Origin of the sequence: Mycetocola tolaasinivorans, from assembly GCF_003667565.1 — a bacterium.
In the GTDB taxonomy this organism is placed as follows: Bacteria; Actinomycetota; Actinomycetes; order Actinomycetales; family Microbacteriaceae; genus Mycetocola; species Mycetocola tolaasinivorans.
In genome coordinates this window covers 32,561-50,284 of record NZ_RCUX01000011.1, presented here as the reverse complement: position 1 = coordinate 50,284, position 17,724 = coordinate 32,561, and the positions used below count along the sequence as shown (strand labels likewise).

At 66.3% G+C, this 17,724-nt stretch carries 18 protein-coding genes; 9 read left to right on the top strand and 9 right to left on the bottom strand.

Going from position 1 to position 17,724, the window contains the following annotated elements; genetic code table 11:
- Positions 1–9 precede the first annotated feature (9 nt).
- The 6 genes from D9V32_RS13180 to D9V32_RS13155 all read left to right on the top strand — a co-directional run bounded on the left by D9V32_RS13180 (position 10) and on the right by D9V32_RS13155 (position 5,197).
- Positions 10–237 (top strand): hypothetical protein, encoded by a 228-nt coding sequence (locus tag D9V32_RS13180; RefSeq protein WP_220700712.1) that lies wholly within the window; start codon positions 10–12, stop codon positions 235–237.
- Positions 234–1,091 (top strand): SURF1 family cytochrome oxidase biogenesis protein, encoded by an 858-nt coding sequence (locus tag D9V32_RS13175; RefSeq protein ID WP_121649382.1) that lies wholly within the window; start codon positions 234–236, stop codon positions 1,089–1,091. The genes D9V32_RS13180 and D9V32_RS13175 overlap by 4 nt, the downstream gene beginning before the upstream one ends.
- 146 nt (positions 1,092–1,237) lie before the next feature.
- On the top strand, positions 1,238–2,266 hold the full coding sequence (locus tag D9V32_RS13170) for an iron-siderophore ABC transporter substrate-binding protein (protein ID WP_121649381.1): 1,029 nt from the start codon (positions 1,238–1,240) through the stop codon (positions 2,264–2,266).
- The gene (locus D9V32_RS13165) at positions 2,263–3,318 is read left to right on the top strand and encodes a FecCD family ABC transporter permease (RefSeq protein ID WP_121649380.1); all 1,056 of its coding nucleotides are present in this window, start codon (positions 2,263–2,265) and stop codon (positions 3,316–3,318) included. Before D9V32_RS13170 ends, D9V32_RS13165 begins: the two co-directional genes overlap by 4 nt.
- A complete protein-coding gene (locus D9V32_RS13160) occupies positions 3,315–4,409 on the top strand; it encodes a FecCD family ABC transporter permease (protein ID WP_220700711.1) in 1,095 nt (364 codons plus the stop codon). The genes D9V32_RS13165 and D9V32_RS13160 overlap by 4 nt, the downstream gene beginning before the upstream one ends.
- On the top strand, positions 4,406–5,197 hold the full coding sequence (locus D9V32_RS13155) for an ABC transporter ATP-binding protein (RefSeq protein WP_121649379.1): 792 nt from the start codon (positions 4,406–4,408) through the stop codon (positions 5,195–5,197). Before D9V32_RS13160 ends, D9V32_RS13155 begins: the two co-directional genes overlap by 4 nt.
- Positions 5,198–5,210: 13 nt before the next feature.
- Here D9V32_RS13155 and D9V32_RS13150 read toward each other — a convergent pair whose 3' ends face one another.
- Positions 5,211–5,723 (bottom strand): GbsR/MarR family transcriptional regulator, encoded by a 513-nt coding sequence (locus D9V32_RS13150; protein WP_121649378.1) that lies wholly within the window; start codon positions 5,721–5,723, stop codon positions 5,211–5,213.
- A gap of 93 nt (positions 5,724–5,816) precedes the next feature.
- Positions 5,817–7,367 (bottom strand): ribosomal protection-like ABC-F family protein, encoded by a 1,551-nt coding sequence (gene abc-f, locus D9V32_RS13145; protein ID WP_121649455.1) that lies wholly within the window; start codon positions 7,365–7,367, stop codon positions 5,817–5,819.
- A 275-nt stretch (positions 7,368–7,642) separates the two neighbouring features.
- Between abc-f and D9V32_RS13140 the strand changes: the two genes are divergently transcribed.
- The gene (locus D9V32_RS13140; RefSeq protein WP_121649377.1) at positions 7,643–8,404 is read left to right on the top strand and encodes a class I SAM-dependent methyltransferase; all 762 of its coding nucleotides are present in this window, start codon (positions 7,643–7,645) and stop codon (positions 8,402–8,404) included.
- Between the two features lie 16 nt (positions 8,405–8,420).
- Here D9V32_RS13140 and D9V32_RS13135 read toward each other — a convergent pair whose 3' ends face one another.
- From D9V32_RS13135 to sufB, 6 genes are all read right to left on the bottom strand, one after another.
- Complete coding sequence (locus D9V32_RS13135) at positions 8,421–8,840, bottom strand: hypothetical protein (protein ID WP_121649376.1); 420 nt, start codon at positions 8,838–8,840, stop codon at positions 8,421–8,423.
- A gap of 151 nt (positions 8,841–8,991) precedes the next feature.
- On the bottom strand, positions 8,992–9,321 hold the full coding sequence (locus D9V32_RS13130; RefSeq protein ID WP_030143390.1) for a metal-sulfur cluster assembly factor: 330 nt from the start codon (positions 9,319–9,321) through the stop codon (positions 8,992–8,994).
- Between the two features lie 9 nt (positions 9,322–9,330).
- Positions 9,331–10,095, bottom strand: coding sequence for a Fe-S cluster assembly ATPase SufC (gene sufC / locus D9V32_RS13125; protein ID WP_030143389.1), 765 nt, complete (start codon positions 10,093–10,095; stop codon positions 9,331–9,333).
- A 4-nt stretch (positions 10,096–10,099) separates the two neighbouring features.
- Positions 10,100–10,423, bottom strand: a complete 324-nt coding sequence (locus D9V32_RS13120) for a non-heme iron oxygenase ferredoxin subunit (RefSeq protein WP_121649375.1) — start codon at positions 10,421–10,423, stop codon at positions 10,100–10,102.
- A complete protein-coding gene (gene sufD, locus D9V32_RS13115) occupies positions 10,420–11,619 on the bottom strand; it encodes a Fe-S cluster assembly protein SufD (RefSeq protein WP_121649374.1) in 1,200 nt (399 codons plus the stop codon). Before sufD ends, D9V32_RS13120 begins: the two co-directional genes overlap by 4 nt.
- Positions 11,620–13,038, bottom strand: coding sequence for a Fe-S cluster assembly protein SufB (gene sufB / locus D9V32_RS13110; protein WP_121649373.1), 1,419 nt, complete (start codon positions 13,036–13,038; stop codon positions 11,620–11,622).
- Between the two features lie 283 nt (positions 13,039–13,321).
- Between sufB and D9V32_RS13105 the strand changes: the two genes are divergently transcribed.
- Complete coding sequence (locus tag D9V32_RS13105; protein ID WP_245982330.1) at positions 13,322–14,269, top strand: COX15/CtaA family protein; 948 nt, start codon at positions 13,322–13,324, stop codon at positions 14,267–14,269.
- A 168-nt stretch (positions 14,270–14,437) separates the two neighbouring features.
- On the opposite strand, the gene D9V32_RS13100 is transcribed toward D9V32_RS13105, so the two are convergent.
- A complete protein-coding gene (locus D9V32_RS13100) occupies positions 14,438–15,358 on the bottom strand; it encodes a heme o synthase (RefSeq protein WP_121649371.1) in 921 nt (306 codons plus the stop codon).
- 268 nt (positions 15,359–15,626) lie between these two features.
- On the opposite strand from D9V32_RS13100, the gene tkt reads away from it, so the two are divergent.
- On the top strand, positions 15,627–17,717 hold the full coding sequence (tkt, locus tag D9V32_RS13095) for a transketolase (protein ID WP_121649370.1): 2,091 nt from the start codon (positions 15,627–15,629) through the stop codon (positions 17,715–17,717).
- Positions 17,718–17,724: the final 7 nt, after the last annotated feature.

The window sequence follows — 17,724 nt, the reverse complement described above, 5'->3', positions numbered from 1 at the left end:
GCAGTCCCCGTGCTAGGCGGGCTCTTCGGCAGCCCCGGCGTGCACGAGTGCTCCCGCGCGGGCTGCCGCGCGGAGGCCACCACGACGATCACCTGGCGCAACCCGAAGATTCACGATGAGTCGCGGAAAAAGGTGTGGATCGCCTGTGATGCCCACAACACGTTCCTGATCGAGTTTCTGACCTCCCGTGGCTTCCCGGTCGAGGTCACCCCCTTCATCCCCGAGGAGACCGCGTGAACCGTTGGCGTTTTGCATTCCAGAGGCGCTGGTTTGCCTACCTGGGCGTGGCGATCGTGTTTGCCATCGCCTGCGTGATGCTCTCGAACTGGCAGCTCGACCGTCGCGGCGATCGTGAGGCGGAGATCGCCCGCGTCGCGAAGAACTTCGACGCGACCCCGATTCCGCTGACCGAGGCGCTACCGCACCTGAACTCGTTTAGCATCGATCAGCGCTGGCTGCCGGTCACCATGAGTGGCCGGTATGAGGAGGACAAGCAGATCCTCGTGCGCAACCGCCCCTACGATGGCTCGCCGGGGTATGAGATCCTTACCCCGCTGCGCCTGGACAACGGTGACGTTTTCCTGGTGAACCGCGGCTGGGTGCCGCAGGGCAACAATCCCGATCACCCCGATCACGTGCCGGCACCGCCGAGCGGCGAGGTCACCGTGGTGGCACGCCTCAAGGCCAGCGAGGACATTATTCGTGGCCGCGGGGCCCCCGAGGGCCAGCTCGCCACGATCAACCTGGGCGAGGCCGAGAAGATCGTGAAGCAGCCGATCTACTCGGGCGCGTTCGGCCTGCTGGCGAGCGAGACGCCGCCCTCCACGGAGGATCGCCCGGCCGCGGTGAAGAAGCCCGAGCCCGATGAGGGGCCGCACCTGTCCTACGCGTTCCAGTGGATCATCTTTGCGCTGATGGGCTTCACCTTCCTGGGGTGGGCCGTGCGCGAGGAGTACCGCCGCGTGAACGCCGATGATCCGGCCGAGAAGGTTCGGGCCGCGAAGCGCGCGGCAAAGCGAGCGGCAAAGACCACCGATGCGGATGTGGAGGATGCCGAGGTCGAGGACGTTCGCGTTCACGCCGGAAAGTAGCCCCGCACACCACAGATGGACCCCGTTCGAACACGTGTTCGAACGGGGTTTTTGTGCGCTCTTTGATCGAAATATCAATTTATTTGAAAGTTGAGGTGAGGTAAGGCTAGACTAACCAAGCTCCCCCTCCCTCACGAAAGGCTCCCATGCGACGCCCCGTTTCGCGGCCCCGCCGCGCGCTCCTCGCCGCCACCATTACCGCGGCCGCCCTGATCCTCACCGGCTGCTCCACCGCCGGACCCTCCGCCGAAAAGGCCGACCCGGCCGCCGGTGAAAGTGCCACCACCATCACCCACGCCCTCGGTGCCGCGAAGATCACCGGCACCCCGAAGCGCATCGTGACCCTCGGCCAGGGATCCGCCGAGACCGCCATCGCGCTCGGCACCATCCCGGTCGGCATGGAGGAATACCCCTGGGGCAGCGATGACACCGGATACCTGCCCTGGGTACACGAGGCCGTGACCAAGGCCGGCGGAACGCTCCCGAAGACCTTCACCGGCAACACCGAGCTCGATGTCGAGACTATCGCCGACCTGGAGCCCGACCTGATCCTGGCCCCGTGGTCCGGCGTGACCCAGGAGCAGTACGACGTCCTGGACAAGATCGCCCCGACCATCGCCTACCCGGAAAAGCCGTGGACGATCACCTGGGACGACCAGATCACCACCATCGGAAAGGCCATGGGCAAGCCCGCCGAGGCCGCCGACCTGATCACCGAGATCAACGACACCCTCGCAAACGCGAAGCGCCCCGAATACGCGGGCGTCAGCTTCTCCTACATCTACAACACCGGTCCCGGCACGCTCGGCGTGTTCTTCCCCGGTGAGCAGCGGGTGGCCATGGCCGCGGCCCTCGGCCTGACGGTTGACCCCGTGGTCGACACCTTCACCGAGACCGAGGGCACCGACTCGGCGCTGATCGGGCTGGAGAACGCCGATAAGCTCGCGAACTCCGACCTCATCTTCACGTTCTACTCGGACCAGGCAAACCGCGCCGAGATCGAGGCCCAGCCGCTGTACCACGCGATCCCCGCGATCGCCGCCGGTGCGGTGGTGGCCCCGACCGACCAGCCGTTCGTCACCGGGTCCTCGATGATCAACCCGCTCACCGTTCCGTGGGCACTGGAGCGCTACGTTCCGCTGATCGACGACGCCCTCGCGCACGTTTCTCGGTGACCCAGCTCTCCCCCACGCACGCGGCCGCCCGGGTTTCCCGGAGCGGCCGCGCTCGCGTGCGCACGCTCGGCAGCCGCACCCTCATCCTGATCGCGCTCCTGCTGCTCCTGCTCGTGCTGTCCGCGTTGTCCCTGGTAGCGGGCAGCCGCGTGACGAGCGTGTCCGAGGTCTGGCAGGCACTCTCCGGCACCGGGAATCCCCACCTACAGCTGGTGGTCACCGAACGCATCCCGCGCACGATCATCGGTGCCGTCGTGGGTGCGAGCCTCGCGGTAGCCGGGGTCATCGTGCAGGGCATCACCCGCAATCCGCTGGGTGATCCCGGACTCCTCGGCGTGAGCGTCGGCGCCTCCGCCGCCGTCGTGACCGCCACCGCGATCACCGGCACCGCCATTGGTGCGGGCACAGTGTGGGTCGCGCTCGCCGGGGCCCTCGCCACCGTGGTCCTGGTTGTCCTCGTTGCGGGTCGCCCCACCGCGGGCGGTATCGTGCCGCTGCTCCTGGCCGGGGCCGTGGTCTCCGCGGTGCTCGGCACCTACATTCAGGCCATGATCCTGACCCGCCCCGCGGTGTTTGACTCGTTCCGGTTCTGGGTCATCGGTTCGCTCTCCGGCCGCCGGCTGGAAACCCTCGCCGAGGTCGCACCCGCACTGATTCTCGGCCTCGTCCTCGCGCTGATCCTCGCCTCTGGGCTCAACGCCCTGGCGCTCGGCGACGATATGGCCCACTCCCTCGGCGTCTCCGTGCCCCGCGTGCGTGCCGGAGGCCTGCTGGCCGCGGCCCTGCTGTGCGCCGGCGCCACCGCGCTGGTCGGGCCGATCGCCTTCATCGGCCTGGCCGTCCCGCACATCGTGCGCGCCCTCGTCGGCACGGATCACCGCTGGCAGATTCCCGCCGCGATCCTACTCGGGGCCTCCGTGCTCATCGCGGCCGATATTGTGGGCCGAATCATCGCCCGCCCGGGTGAGCTCATGGTGGGCGTTGTGACCGCGTTTGTGGGTGCCCCCTTCCTCCTCATCGCCGTGCGGGCGGGGCGGGCGGTGCGCGGATGAGCGCCGCTCCACACCTCGAGTCCCCCGTGGCCGCGGCGGCACCCGCACTCGCGGGCCGACGCGCTCCCCGACTGTTTCGCATCGGGCCCGGGATCGCGCTCCCGGTGCATCCGCGCGCGCTGATCTGGTCCGGCATTGTCCTGGTGGGCCTGATCGTTGCCGCCGTGCTGACCCTGAGCATGGGAAAGCTCGGCATCGCCCCTCAGTCACTCCCCGCCGCCCTGTTTGATCCCCCGCGCGGCGCGGCCGGATTCACCCTCACGACCCTGCGCGGGCCGCGCCTGCTCGTCGCCATCGGCGTGGGCGCGGCGCTCGGCATCTCCGGCGCCCTGTTCCAGATCGTGACCCGCAACCCGCTGGGCAGCCCCGACGTGATCGGCCTCGGCGCGGGCGCCGGTGCCGGCGTCGCCATCTGCGGTCTACTCTGGCCGGGCGTGCTGCCCACCCCGGCGGGCGCGCTCCTCGGTGCCATGCTGGCCATCACGATCGTGTATCTCTCGACCGGCCGCGGATTCGCCGCCCCCGCCCGCATTATCATCGCCGGCATCGGCGTCTCGGCCATGGCGCACGCCGTCACCCAGTACGTGGTGAGCGTCAAGCTGCGAGATGAGGCGAGCCAGCTCGCCGGCTACCTGGCCGGATCGATCAACTCGGTGGGCTGGGGCGCGGTCGGCATCATCGCGATCACCCTCGCGCTGTGCCTGCCCGCGGCCTGGGCGCTCTCCCCCTCGCTCAACCAGATCGCCCTCGGCGACTCACTGGCGCACTCCCTGGGCATCCGCGTCACGGCCACCCGCACGGCCGCGATCATCGTCGCCGTGGTGGCCGCCGCGGGTGCGGTCACCGTGGCCGGGCCCATCTCGTTTGTCGCGCTCACCGCGCCGCAGATCGCGCAGCGACTCACCCGCAGCCCGGCACTTTCCCTCGGCCTCTCGGCCCTCCTCGGCGCACTCATCCTGGTGGTCGCGGATCTCCTCGCCCAGCAGGCCCCCTGGGCGCGCGGCCTCCCGGTGGGCATCCTCACCGCCGGCGTCGGCGGCATCTATCTCGGCGCACTCCTCATTCGCGAGTGGCGGAAAGGCAGACTATGACACCCACACCCCCGGGCCTGCGCGCCCATCAGCTCCGAGTGGGCTACGGATCCCGCACCGTCCTCAGCGACCTCTCGGTGACCCTGCCCACGGGTGCGTTCACGGCGATCATCGGCCCGAACGGCTGCGGGAAGTCCACTCTCCTGAAGAGCCTCGGGCGAGCCATCGTGCCCCGGGCCGGTGCCGTCACCCTCGACGGGACCGACCTCGCGAGTCTGCGCCCCAAAGTAATCGCACGCAGGCTGGCGCTCCTCCCCCAGGACCCCATCGCCCCGGACACCATCCGGGTGCGCGACCTCGTGGCCCGCGGCCGGCATCCGTATCACTCGCTGCTGCGGCAGTGGGCACCGGGAGACACCGAGGCGGTGGATCGCGCGCTCGCCGAAACCGGTGTCACCCACCTCGCCGACCGCTTCGTGTCCGAGTTGTCCGGCGGTCAGCGTCAACGCGCGTGGGTAGCGCTCGTGCTCGCCCAGGACACCGACTACGTACTCCTGGATGAACCCACGTCGTTCCTCGACATTTCGCATCAGATCGATCTCCTCCACCGCTGCCAGGACATGCGTAGCGCGGGCAAAACCGTGGTTGCGGTGCTGCACGATCTCAACCAGGCCGCCCGCTATGCGGATCACCTCGTGGTGATGCACGAGGGTGCAATCGTGGCCGAGGGCACACCCGCGGACGTGCTGAGCGCCGATCTGGTGCGCGAGGTCTTTGCGCTGCCGGCGGAGATCACGATCGACCCGCAGAGCGGATCACCGCTAATCGTGCCGCTCGCACGCGTCTAGCGTTTCGGGCGGGCTAGGCCGGGCGGGAATCCCGCTCGGCCTTGAAGCGTGCCCACTCGGTGTCGAGGGCGCGGTTATCGAGCATCCAGCCCATGTAGTCGCGCATGTTGCGCACGCGCTCCTGCGCGAGACCGCCCGGCGATACCCGGGCGAGAGCCTGTTCGGCGAGCGTGCGCTGGTTGGCGAGGTAGGTCTGTTCCTGCTTGAGGAAGCCGCCCCAGACGTCGGCATCCATGGTGAAGTAGTGGGTGCGGGCACCGGGGCGGCGCACCCGGTGTACGAAGCCGCCCTGTTCGAGCTTGCGCACGTGTGAGGACACCGAGCCGCGGCTGATGTCGAGCTCGCGCGAGAGCTCATCGGCCGAGACCCCATCGGCGTCGCTCAGCAGCAGATATCCGGCGATGCGGCCCCCGGTGCGGGTGCCGCCGCCGCCCTGCCAGAACCCGGCGAAGGAATCGACAAACCAGGCCCGGAACTGCGCATCGGTTTCGAGGTCGCCGGGAGTGATCTGGGGCTCGGACGTCATAGATTCAGTGTATCCAGCACGTCCCGTCGATCCCGAAAACGCCGCGGCCCCGAGTACCAAAAGGTTGCTCGGGGCCGCGGACCGAGGTGCCGCCTAGGCGAGCTCGATCAGGTCGTTGTAGTCCTTGTTCCAGTGGTCTTCCACACCGTCGGGCAGGATGAGCACCCGCTCGGGGTTCAGCGCCTCGACGGCACCCGAGTCGTGGCTCACCAGAACCACGGCACCGGTGAAGTGCGCCAGGGCGTCGAGGATTTCGAGGCGGCTTGCGGGGTCGAGGTTGTTGGTGGGCTCATCGAGCAGCAGTACGTTGGCCGAAGACACCACGAGCATCGCGAGTGACAGACGGGTTTTTTCACCACCGGAGAGCACGCCGGCGGGCTTGTGGCCGTCGTCACCGGTGAACAGGAACGAACCGAGCACCTTGCGCGCCTCGGTTTCGCCGATGTTCGGTGAGGCCGAGAGCATGTTCTCCAGCACGGTGCGCTTCACGTCGAGGTTCTCGTGCTCCTGCGCGTAGTAGCCCACCTTGAGGCCGTGGCCGGGGATGATCTCGCCGGTGTCGGGTTTGTCCACCCCGGCGAGCATGCGCAGCAGGGTGGTCTTTCCGGCACCGTTGAGGCCCAGCACCACGACCTTGGAGCCGCGGTCGATTGCGAGGTCCACCGAGGTGAAGATCTCGAGCGAACCGTAGCTCTTGGAGAGGTTCTTCGCCATGATCGGGGTCTTGCCACAGGGCGCGGGGTCCGGGAAGCGCAGCTTTGCCACGCGCTCGACCTGACGCACGTCATCGAGGCCTGCGAGCAGCTTCTCGGCACGCGCGACCATCTGGTGCGCGGCCGCGGCCTTGGAGGCCTTGGCACCGAAGCGGGCCGCCTGCAGCTGCAGGGTCGTGGCCTTCTTCTCGGCGTTGGCGCGCTCCTTTTTGCGGCGCTCCTCGTCGGCCTCGCGCTGACGCAGGTAGTTCTTCCAGTTCATGTTGTAGATGTCGATGACCTGGCGGTTGGCGTCGAGGTAGAACACGCGGTTCACGGTTTCGCCCACGAGCTCGATGTCGTGGGTGATCACGATGAAGCCACCGCGGTAGTTCTTCAGGAACTCGCGCAGCCACACCACCGAGTCGGCGTCGAGGTGGTTGGTGGGCTCATCGAGGATCATCGTCTGCGCGTCGGAGAACAGAATGCGCGCGAGCTCGATGCGGCGACGCTGACCACCGGACAGTGTGGACAGCGGCTGGTCGAGGATGCGATCCGGCAGGTTCAGGTTGCTCGCGATCGAGGCGGCCTCGGCCTCGGCGGCGTAGCCGCCCAGCGCGTTGAAGCGGTCGGTGAGGTTACCGTACTTCTTCATCGCGGCCTCGGCCACGGCCGGATCGGTGCTCGCCATGTCCTGCGTGGCCTTGGCCATGTTCAGGGCGATCTGGCCGAGCCCGCGGGCATCGAGGATGCGGGTGCGCGCGAGGTCTTCGGGGTTTCCGGTGCGGGGATCCTGGGGCAGGTAGCCCAGCTCGCCACGGTTGTTGATTTCGCCACCGGCGGCGGGGATCTCGCCGGCGAGGGTCTTGGTGAGGGTGGTCTTGCCGGCACCGTTACGCCCCACCAGACCGATCTTGTCGCCCGCGGCGACCTGGAAACTCACGTTTTCCATGAGTAGCCGTGCGCCAACACGGATTTCGAGATCCTGAACGGAGAGAGCCACTGCGGGTGTCCTTTGCTAACCAGGCACCACAAATAGCGCCGTAAAAGTCGAGGTAAGTCACCCAGTCTACGCGGTTTAGCCACCGCGACCTATCCGAGCCGCCCCGCGCCGCAATATCCGCACCCGTGTGCATATCGGGTGTCTGGGAATCCGGGGGGAGACACCCGGCCGCGCGTGGGCACGACCGTAGACTGGCCGCAGGTTCCCAATCGGAAGGAAGACTCATGTCCGAGGTATTTGATGGCCTGGCCACAATCTATAACGAGCAGCGCCCCCGCTACCCCCGCGCCGTATACGCCCTCCTGGAGCAGTTGGTAGATCCAACGCCGCCGCTCAACATTTTGGACGCGGGATCGGGACCCGGCGTGGTCCTGGAAGACCTGTTGCCCACCTTTGGTCCGCTGGCCGACTACACCGCCGTGGACATCTCCGCGGACATGGTTACCACCGGCGCGGCCCGCCTCCCCGAGGCCACCTGGGTGCACTCGCCGGTCGAGCCGGACCTCGAGCAGCGCCGTGACCTCGCGCTCATCACCGTGGGCCAGGCCGCGCACTGGTTTGATCGCCCGCGCTTCTATGCGGCTGCGCTCCGGGCGCTGCGTCCCGGCGGCGTGCTCGCGATCATTCAGAACAACCGCGACTACACCCGCGGCGGTTTTGCCCAGGCCTGGGAGGAACTGGCCGAGGCCTACTCCCCTGGCTACACCCGCACGTACCGCGATTTCCCCTATGCACAGGAGCTCGTCGAGGCGTTTGCCCCGGCCGATGCCGATCACGGCGTGTATCAGGCCGACTGGACCCTCACCCGCTCCCCCGAAGACACCCGCGGCCGCGCGCTGTCCTCCAGCAAGATGCAGGCCGCACTGGCCGCCGCGGGTGACACCTTCGAGTCGGCCCTGGACGCGGCAATCGCCGCAAACACCGTCGACGGCGAGGTCTCACACACCATGATCACCGAGGTCTACTGGGTGCGCACGCCCGCCTAGGAGCGAGGGGCGAGCCCTAGACGCGCTCGAGCAGCTGCATGCTCGGCGAGTAGTCGATCGCCCAGTCGGTGTAGACGCCGGCGATGGCGCAGTCCTCGCAGCGCAGGCCCACGCTGACCCAGCGCACGTCTTCGCCCTCGATCGCGAAGCCGACGGCCACGGTGAAGTCGGTGCCGTCGCAGGTGCACTCGGCGGCATCGAGTTCGATGTCCGAATCGGCGCGGTCCAGCAGGTCGGCGGAGTCGAGCAGCGCGACCTCGGTGTCGCAGTTTGAGCACAGCCGCACGGCCACGCCCTGCTCGTCGTCATAGCCGAGCGCGAAGACCTCGTTGCCGCAGGTGCAGACGCAGTCGATGATGCGGGAGACGGCGAAATCGCCGGCCTCATAGTCGCGGATGGAGTCGTGCAGCTGTTCGCGGCCGGTACGGGAAGTCATGCTGCCAGTTTACCGGCACCGGGCAGCGCAAAACCCCGCCCGCCAAAAGGCGGGCGGGGTTTTGAGGGGCAAACTACATCGCGAAGCCGAGGGCCCGCATCATGTCGCGGCCGTCATCGGTGATGCACGCAGGAGTACTAGACCCCACGCATTACATCGCGAAGCCGAGGGCCCGCATCATGTCGCGGCCGTCATCGGTGATGCGTTCCGGACCCCACGGCGGCATCCAGACCCAGTTGATCCGGAAGGCCTCCACGACGCCATCGAGGGCTTCGCCGGTCTGTTCCTCGAGCACGTCGGTCAGCGGGCAGCCGGCCGAGGTGAGGGTCATGTGGATGATGAGGGCGTTGTTCTCATCATCCCAGCCGAGGTCGTAGATCAGGCCGAGGTCAACAACGTTGACCCCGAGCTCGGGGTCCATCACGTCTTTGAGCGCCTCGGTGACCTCGTCGTAGCGGGCCGGGCTCAGGGTGGTAGACATGTGTCTAGCCTACGCCTGGTCTGCGGTCTGGAGGTAGCGGTCGTAACCCTCGTTCTCCAGGCGGTCGGCCAGCTCGGGGCCGCCCTGCTCGGCAACCTTACCGTTGACGAACACGTGCACGTGATCCGGCTTGATGTAGCGCAGGATGCGGGTGTAGTGGGTGATCAGCAGCACACCGAGGTCGGTGTTCTCCTGGGCGCGGTTGACACCCTCGGAGACGATCTTCAGCGCGTCGACGTCGAGGCCGGAGTCGGTCTCGTCGAGCACGGCGAACTTCGGCTTGAGCAGCTCGAGCTGAAGGATCTCGTGACGCTTCTTCTCTCCACCGGAGAAGCCCTCGTTGACGTTGCGCTCGGCGAACACCTTGTCCATGCGCAGGTTGTCCATGGCGGTACGGACGTCCTTGATCCAGGTACGGATCGCGGGAGCCTCACCGTCGATGGCGGTCTTGGCGGTGCGCAGGAAGTTCGACACGGTCACGCCGGGGATCTCCACCGGGTACTGCATGGCGAGGAAGATGCCGGCGCGGGCGCGCTCGTCCACGCTCATCTCCAGGACGTCTTCGCCGTCCAGGGTGATCGAGCCGGAGTCAACGGTGTACTTCGGGTGACCGGCGATGGTGTACGCCAGGGTCGACTTTCCCGAACCGTTGGGGCCCATGATGGCGTGGGTTTCATTCGAGTTGAGGGTCAGGTCGACACCGCGCAGAATCGGCTTGGTGCCCTGGTCGGTTTCCACGCTGACGTGCAGGTCGCGAATCTCAAGTACTGACATGGCGCTAGATCTCTTTCGTTACGGTCGGGTCGATAAAAATGTCGCCATCGCGCAGCTCCACGGTGTACACCGGGACGGGCTCATAGGCGGGGAAGTTCTGGGGCTTACCGGTCTTCAGTGAGAATGCGGAGCCGTGGGCCCAGCACTCGAGGGTGTCACCCTCAACAAACCCCTCGGAGAGCGAAATATCGCCATGGGTGCAGGTATCGCCGATGGCGTGCACGTCACCCTGGGCATCCAGGACGAGTGCGATCGGGATACCGTCCACCACCACACGGAAGGCCTGGTTGAGGGTCAGATCGGAAAGGGCGGCAACGCGGGTACTCACGACGGGAGGTCACCCGCCGCGAGCTCACGCTCGATTGCTGCCTCGATGCGCTCACCCAGCTCGGCATCGCCGATGCGCTGGATGATCTCCACCAGGAAGCCGTGCACGACGAGGCGACGGGCGTCAGCCTCGGCGATACCGCGTGCCATGAGGTAGAACAGCTGCTCGTCGTCGAAACGACCGGTGGCGCTGGCGTGACCGGCCCCGGCGATGTCGCCAGTCTCGATCTCGAGGTTCGGCACCGAGTCGGCTCGGGTACCCTCGCTCAGCACGAGGTTGCGGTTCTCCTCATAGGAGTCGGTGGCAGTACCGGTCTGGCGGATCAGGACATCGCCGATCCAGACGGTGTGCGCACCCTCGCCCTGAAGAGCACCCTTGTAGCTCACGCGGGAGCGGGTGTTCTCGGCGTCGTGGTCGACGTACACGTGCTGCTCGAGGTGCTGGTGAGCGTCGGCGAAGTACACGCCGAGGGCCTCGATGTCGGCACCCTGGCTGCCCAGGTGGGTCGACGGGTTCACGCGCACGATCTTGCCGCCGAGGGTCACGGCGACGTGCTTGAGCTTCGCGTCGCGACCAATCTCGGCGAAGTGCTCGGCCAAGTGGCGGGCGTCCTCCGCCCACTCCTGAACGCTCACCACGGTGAGCTGAGCACCGTCGCCGACGATGATCTCGATATTCTCGGTGAGCGCGGCCTGGCCGGCGTTTTCGAGAATAACGAGCGCACGCGAGTGCGGCGCGGCCTCGATCACGGTGTGTGCGGCGCGCGCGCCGTCACCCAGATCGGTGCGGTGTAGGCGGAAGGTCTTCTCCTCCTCGCCGGTGACCGAAATCACGAGGGCCTTCTCGAATGCGGTCCACGCATTCGCCGCGGCCTTGTTCTCCGGAGTACCGGCGGTGCCAATCCGCTTATCGTCGCGGCCCACCCAGGCCACGGTCACGCCATCGACGGCAGGCGCCTCAAACGGATACTCGGATCCGTTCAGCTCGCCGTCGATGAGATCGCTCAGCTGAGCAACCGGGGTGTACTTCCAGGCGGGCTCGCGACCGGTAACCGCGGGGAAATCCGCGACGTTGGTCGAGCCAAAGCGCTCGGAGCGGGTCTGGACCGGCACGAAGGCGTCGCCGCCGTCGCTGTGAGCCTTGAACCCGTGCTGCTCGGTTTCGGTGCTGCTGGTTGCAGGGGATGTGGTCGTCATTTAGCCGACGGATCCTTCCATGCCCATTTCGATGAGCTTGTTGAGTTCGAGTGCGTATTCCATCGGGAGCTCACGTGCGATCGGCTCGATGAAGCCACGGACGATCATCGCCATCGCCTCATCCTGCTCGAGGCCACGGCTCATGAGGTAGAACAGCTGCTCCTCGCTGACCTTGGTCACCGTTGCCTCGTGACCGAGTTCGGCGTCATCCACGCGAATATCGATCGCGGGGTAGGTGTCGGAGCGGGAGATGCGGTCAACCAGGAGGGCATCACAGGCCACGGTGTTCTTCGAGTGGTGCGCGTTGGCATCCACCCGAACCTCACCGCGGTATCCGGCGCGACCGCCACCGCGAGCGATGGACTTCGACAGGATGGTCGACTGGGTGTGCGGGGCCATGTGGATCATCTTGGCACCGGTGTCCTGGTGCTGACCGGGGCCGGCGAAGGCCACCGAGAGGGTCTCACCCTTGGCGTGCTCGCCGGTGAGGTAGATCGACGGGTACTTCATGGTGACCTTGGAGCCGATGTTGCCATCGATCCACTCCATGGTGGCGCCCTCTTCGGCGATGGCGCGCTTAGTGACCAGGTTGTACACGTTGGTCGACCAGTTCTGGATGGTCGTGTAGCGAACGCGAGCGTTCTTCTTCACGATGATCTCGACCACGGCGGAGTGCAGCGAGTCGGACTTGTAGATGGGGGCGGTGCAACCCTCGATGTAGTGCACGTAGGAGCCCTCATCGGCGATGATCAGCGTGCGCTCGAACTGACCCATGTTCTCGGTGTTGATCCGGAAGTAGGCCTGCAGCGGGATCTCGACGTGCACACCCTTGGGAACGTACACGAACGAACCACCCGACCACACGGCGGTGTTCAGCGCGGCAAACTTGTTGTCACCCGAGGGGATGACGGTACCGAAGTACTCCTCGAAGAACTCGGGGTGCTCGCGAAGCGCGGTGTCGGTGTCAAGGAAGATGACGCCCTGCTGCTCGAGATCCTCACGGATCTGGTGGTACACAACCTCGGACTCGTACTGGGCGGCCACACCGGCAACCAGGCGCTGACGCTCGGCCTCGGGGATACCCAGCTTCTCGTAGGTGTTCTTGATGTCCTCGGGGAGGTCTTCCCAGGTCTGGGCCTGCTTCTCCGTGGAGCGCACAAAGTACTTGATGTTGTCAAAGTCGATGGCCGAGAGATCGGCACCCCATGCGGGCATCGGCTTACGCTCGAAGATCTGCAGGGCCTTGAGCCGGCGCTGCAGCATCCAGTCCTGCTCGCTCTTGAGGTTCGAGATGTTGGTAACGACCTCTTTGGAGATACCTCGTTTGGCGGATTGTCCCGCCGCATCCGAGTCGGACCAACCGAATTCGTAGACTCCCAGGGAGTCCAGCTCGGGGCGGTCAATGAGCACGTCTGACATGTCTCTACCTCTTTTCTACCTGCCGGTAACAGAATTTCCGTACCTGGCATTCCCTCACGGTGATGCGCTATCAGGCGCGGGCATGAGAGGGGGGTGGCGCGAGTCGCTCTCCGGCGTCTCTACAATTAGTTCATAGGGGTTTCAGTACCTGGCCTGCGACCGACATGCAACGTGTCAAACGCAGGCAACAACTTGAACTCTTCGTATTCTATAGGTTCCGGCATATTTCCGCATGGGGGTTTGCCGCGAGCCGCACCGCTAACTAAGGATGGGGCAGATTCCCGTGACCACGACCTCCCGGCCGACAGCAAGCCTCTACCAGCGGTTCACGAACTGGCTGCCGCAGGGCATCAACCGCCCGGTGCGGGTGTTCGCCTGGCTCTCGCTCATTTTCCAGACCGTCCTGATCGGTACCGGCGGCGCGGTTCGCCTCACCGGCTCGGGCCTCGGCTGCCCGACCTGGCCCAAGTGCACCCCCGAGTCGTACACGTCGACCCCGGAAATGGGCATCCACGGAATCATCGAGTTTGGTAACCGCACGCTCACCTTCGTACTCGTGATCATCGCGATTGCCGCGTTCCTCTCGGTCTGGAACCTGCGCAAGACCCGTCGCGACCTCTTCTGGCTGACCTTCCTGCAGGGCATGAGCATTCCCCTGCAGGCCGTCCTCGGCGGCATCGTTGTGCTGACCGGACTCAACTCCTACCTCGTGGGCGCGCACTTCGTGATCTCGCTGATCCTGGTGGCCCTCACCACCACCCTCGTCTACCGCGTCTACTTCGGTGCCGCCGGCGCGGTGCGCACCTCGCGCGGCTACAAGCTCCTCACCCACGTGATGAGCGCGCTGGTCGCGATCGCCGCCGTGGTGGGCATCCTCACCACCGGCTCCGGCCCGCACGCCGGCGACGCCGATGTGCCGCGCAACGGCCTCGACCCCGAGCTCATGCAGCACCTCCACGCATGGCCCGGCTACCTGATGTTCGGCGCCACCGTGCTCATCCTGATCGTGGCCGTGCGCCAGAAGTACGCGGTGAAGCCCGTGGTGTGGCTGCTGATCGCCCAGGTGGGTCAGATCCTGCTCGGCATCGCCCAGTCGCGTCTCGGGCTGCCGGAGATCATGGTGGGCACCCACATGGTCCTGGCCGGCGTCGTGATCGCGCTGGCCACCCGGGTAGTACTCGAGACCCGAGCCTCGATCCCCGAGCCGGAGACGCTCGCACAGCGCGCCTAGTCGCCACACGCAGATGCGGCGGGCCCCTCCTCCGGGAGGGGCCCGCCGCATTTGTGTGGGGGCCTGTCTGATTCACATCGACCCAGCGAGGCTGAACGTTCGTGCAGGGAAATCGACCCGCCCGATCCGCTCAGCCCGAAAAGCGCTGCACGAACGTGCAAATTCGAGCTAGAACGGGAGCAAAGGATCGATTCCCACCGCGAGGAACACCAGGGTGAGGTACGAGATCGAACCGTGGAACACGCGCATCGGGCTGGCCGCCGCGCCGCGGATCGCGAGGTTGTACAGGCGGTGTGTCTCGTAGATAAACCAGCCACCCGCGAGCACCGCAACGGCCGTGTAGACGATGCCCATGTCACCCACCGGGATCAGCAGCAGCGAGCAGGCCACGGTGGCCCACGCGTAGAGGATGACCTGCAGGCCCACCTGGGCGCGGCCACGCACCACGGCGAGCATCGGGACGCCCACCGAGCGGTAGTCCTCGCGGTACTTCATCGAGAGCGGCCAGTAGTGCGGCGGGGTCCAGAGGAACACCACACCGAAGAGGATGAAGGGCTCCCAGGAGAGCGAGCCGGTCACGGCGCTCCAGCCGATCAGTACCGGGAAACACCCCGCGATTCCGCCCCAGATGATGTTCTGGGCGGTGCGGCGCTTGAGCCACAGCGTGTAGATCAGCACGTAGAAGGCGATGGCCGCGACCGACAGTGCGGCGGCCAGGAGGTTGGTCGTGAGCGCGAGCCACGCCGTCGAAACGACCGCGAGGATCCAGGAAAACACGAGCGCCTCGCGCGGGGTTACCTCACCCGTCACAAGAGGTCGGCCCTGGGTTCTGTTCATCACGCGGTCGATATCGCGGTCGAAATAGCAGTTGAACGCACCGGCGGAACCCGCGCTCAGCGCGCCACCGATCACGGTTGCGAGTACCAGCCCGAGGCTCGGCAGGCCGCCCTGGGCCAGGATCATGACGGGTACCGTCGTGACCAGGAGAAGCTCCATAACACGCGGCTTTGTGAGGGCAATGTACGCACGTACCTTGCGCTTCACCCCGATCTTCTCGGTGGTGGCGGGGGCCAATTCTGCGACGTCCATTAGTTCTATATACCTCTTCACTCGACTCGCCCATCCTACGGGATCGTTTTCGAGCGGCCAACCGTGCACACGCGCCCCCGGTCCCCCGCTAATGGGAGCTGAACTCCCTATACTGGTAGACGCTCGCAACAACGCGACGCCCGTCCCCCGGAACCGCACTCGGTCGTAGTGCACGCCCCGCGGGAGCGGCGCCGTGCGCGACACGCAGTTCGCTCAGCCACGGCGGCCAACCCAGGCCACCGGGTTCGATTAGGAAAGGTCAATAATCTTGGCAGCTCTGAAGTGGGATCCCATCGACAACAAGGCGGTTAACACCGCTCGCGTTCTCGCGGCGGATGCCGTAGAAAAGGTCGGTAACGGCCACCCCGGAACGGCAATGAGCCTCGCACCGGTCGCCTACCTCCTCTTCCAGAAGGTCATGCACAAGGACCCGAGCGACCAGGATTGGCTGGGACGCGACCGCTTCGTGCTGTCGGTTGGCCACTCCTCCCTCACTCAGTACGTCCAGCTGTACCTCGGCGGTTTCGGTCTCGAAAAGGCCGACATCGAGGCACTGCGCACCTGGGGCTCGAAGACCCCCGGTCACCCCGAGTTCGGTCACACCGACCACGTGGAAATCACCACCGGCCCGCTGGGCCAGGGTCTCGCCTCCGCCGTGGGCTTCGCCTACGCCGCCCGCTACGAGCGTGGCCTGTTCGACCCGGAGGCCGAAGCCGGCACCAGCCCCTTCGACCACTTCGTGTACGTCGTTGCCGGAGACGGTGACCTGCAGGAGGGCGTGACCAGCGAGGCTTCGTCCCTCGCCGGCCACCAGGAGCTCGGCAACCTCATCGCCATCTACGACTCCAACCAGATCTCGATCGAGGACGACACCAACATCGCCTTCACCGAGGACGTCGCAAAGCGCTACGAGGCCTATGGCTGGGACGTGCGCATCGTCGACTGGAAGAAGAACGGCGAGTACGTCGAAGACGTGCAGGAGCTGAACGACACCATCGAGGCTGCCAAGGCAGAGACCAAGAAGCCGTCGCTCATCATCCTCAAGACCATCATCGGTTACCCCTCCCCCAAGAAGCAGAACTCCGGTGGCATCCACGGCTCCAAGCTGGGTGCCGAGGAGCTCGCCGCTCTGAAGACCGTTGTGGGCTTCGACCCGGAGCAGAACTTCCAGGTGGACGAGGACGTCATCGAGCACACCCGCGGTGCCGTGGCACGCGGTGCCGAGCTGCACGCCGCATGGCAGGTTCGCTTTGACGCCTGGGCCGCCGCAAACCCCGAGCGCGCCGAGCTGCTCGCTCGCCTCGAGGCTGGCGAACTGCCCGCCGACGTCGAGTCCGCTCTGCCGGTCTTCGAGGGTGGCTCGTCGGTTTCGACCCGTGTTGCCTCGGGCAAGGTCATCAACGGCCTCGCCTCGGTTCTGCCCGAGCTGTGGGGTGGCTCCGCCGACCTCGCCGGTTCGAACAACACCACCATCGAGGGTGCCCCCTCGTTCGTGCCGGCCGAGCACTCGACCAGCGCGTGGACCGGTAACGACTACGGTCGCGTCCTGCACTTCGGTATCCGTGAGCACGCCATGGGCGCAATCATGAACGGTATCGCCCTGCACGGTAAGACCCGCGTCTTCGGTGGAACCTTCCTGCAGTTCGCCGACTACATGCGTCCCGCCGTCCGTCTGGCCGCCCTGATGAACATCGCTCCGATCTTCGTCTGGACCCACGACTCGATCGCCCTCGGCGAAGACGGTCCGACCCACCAGCCGGTTGAGCACCTCGCAGCGCTCCGCGCCATCCCCAACCTGGACATCATCCGTCCGGCCGACGCCAACGAGACCGCTCACGCGTGGCTCGAGATGCTGAAGCGTCACACCGCACCGCAGGGTATCGCCCTGTCGCGTCAGAACCTCCCCGTGTACGCACGTGGCGAGGGTGCTGCCGCCGGCGAGACCTTCGCATCGGCATCGCTGACCGCTCGTGGCGCGTACACCCTGCTGGAGGCACCGAACGGTACCCCCGAGGTGCTGCTGATCGCCACCGGTTCCGAGGTACAGCTGGCCGTTGAGGCCCGCACCGTTCTCGCCGCCGAGGGTATCCAGGCCCGCGTCGTCTCGGTTCCCTCGCTCGAGTGGTTCGCCGAGCAGGACGCCGCCTACCAGGAGTCGGTACTCCCGGCCGCCATCACCGCTCGCGTTTCGGTTGAGGCCGGTATCGCCCTCACCTGGCGGGGAATTGTTGGCGACCGTGGACGTTCCATCTCCCTGGAGCACTTCGGTGCTTCGGCAGACGAGAAGACCCTGTACACCAAGTTTGGTATCACGACCGAGGCCGTTGTGGCCGCGGCCAAGGACTCGCTCAACGCGTAGGCGTTGA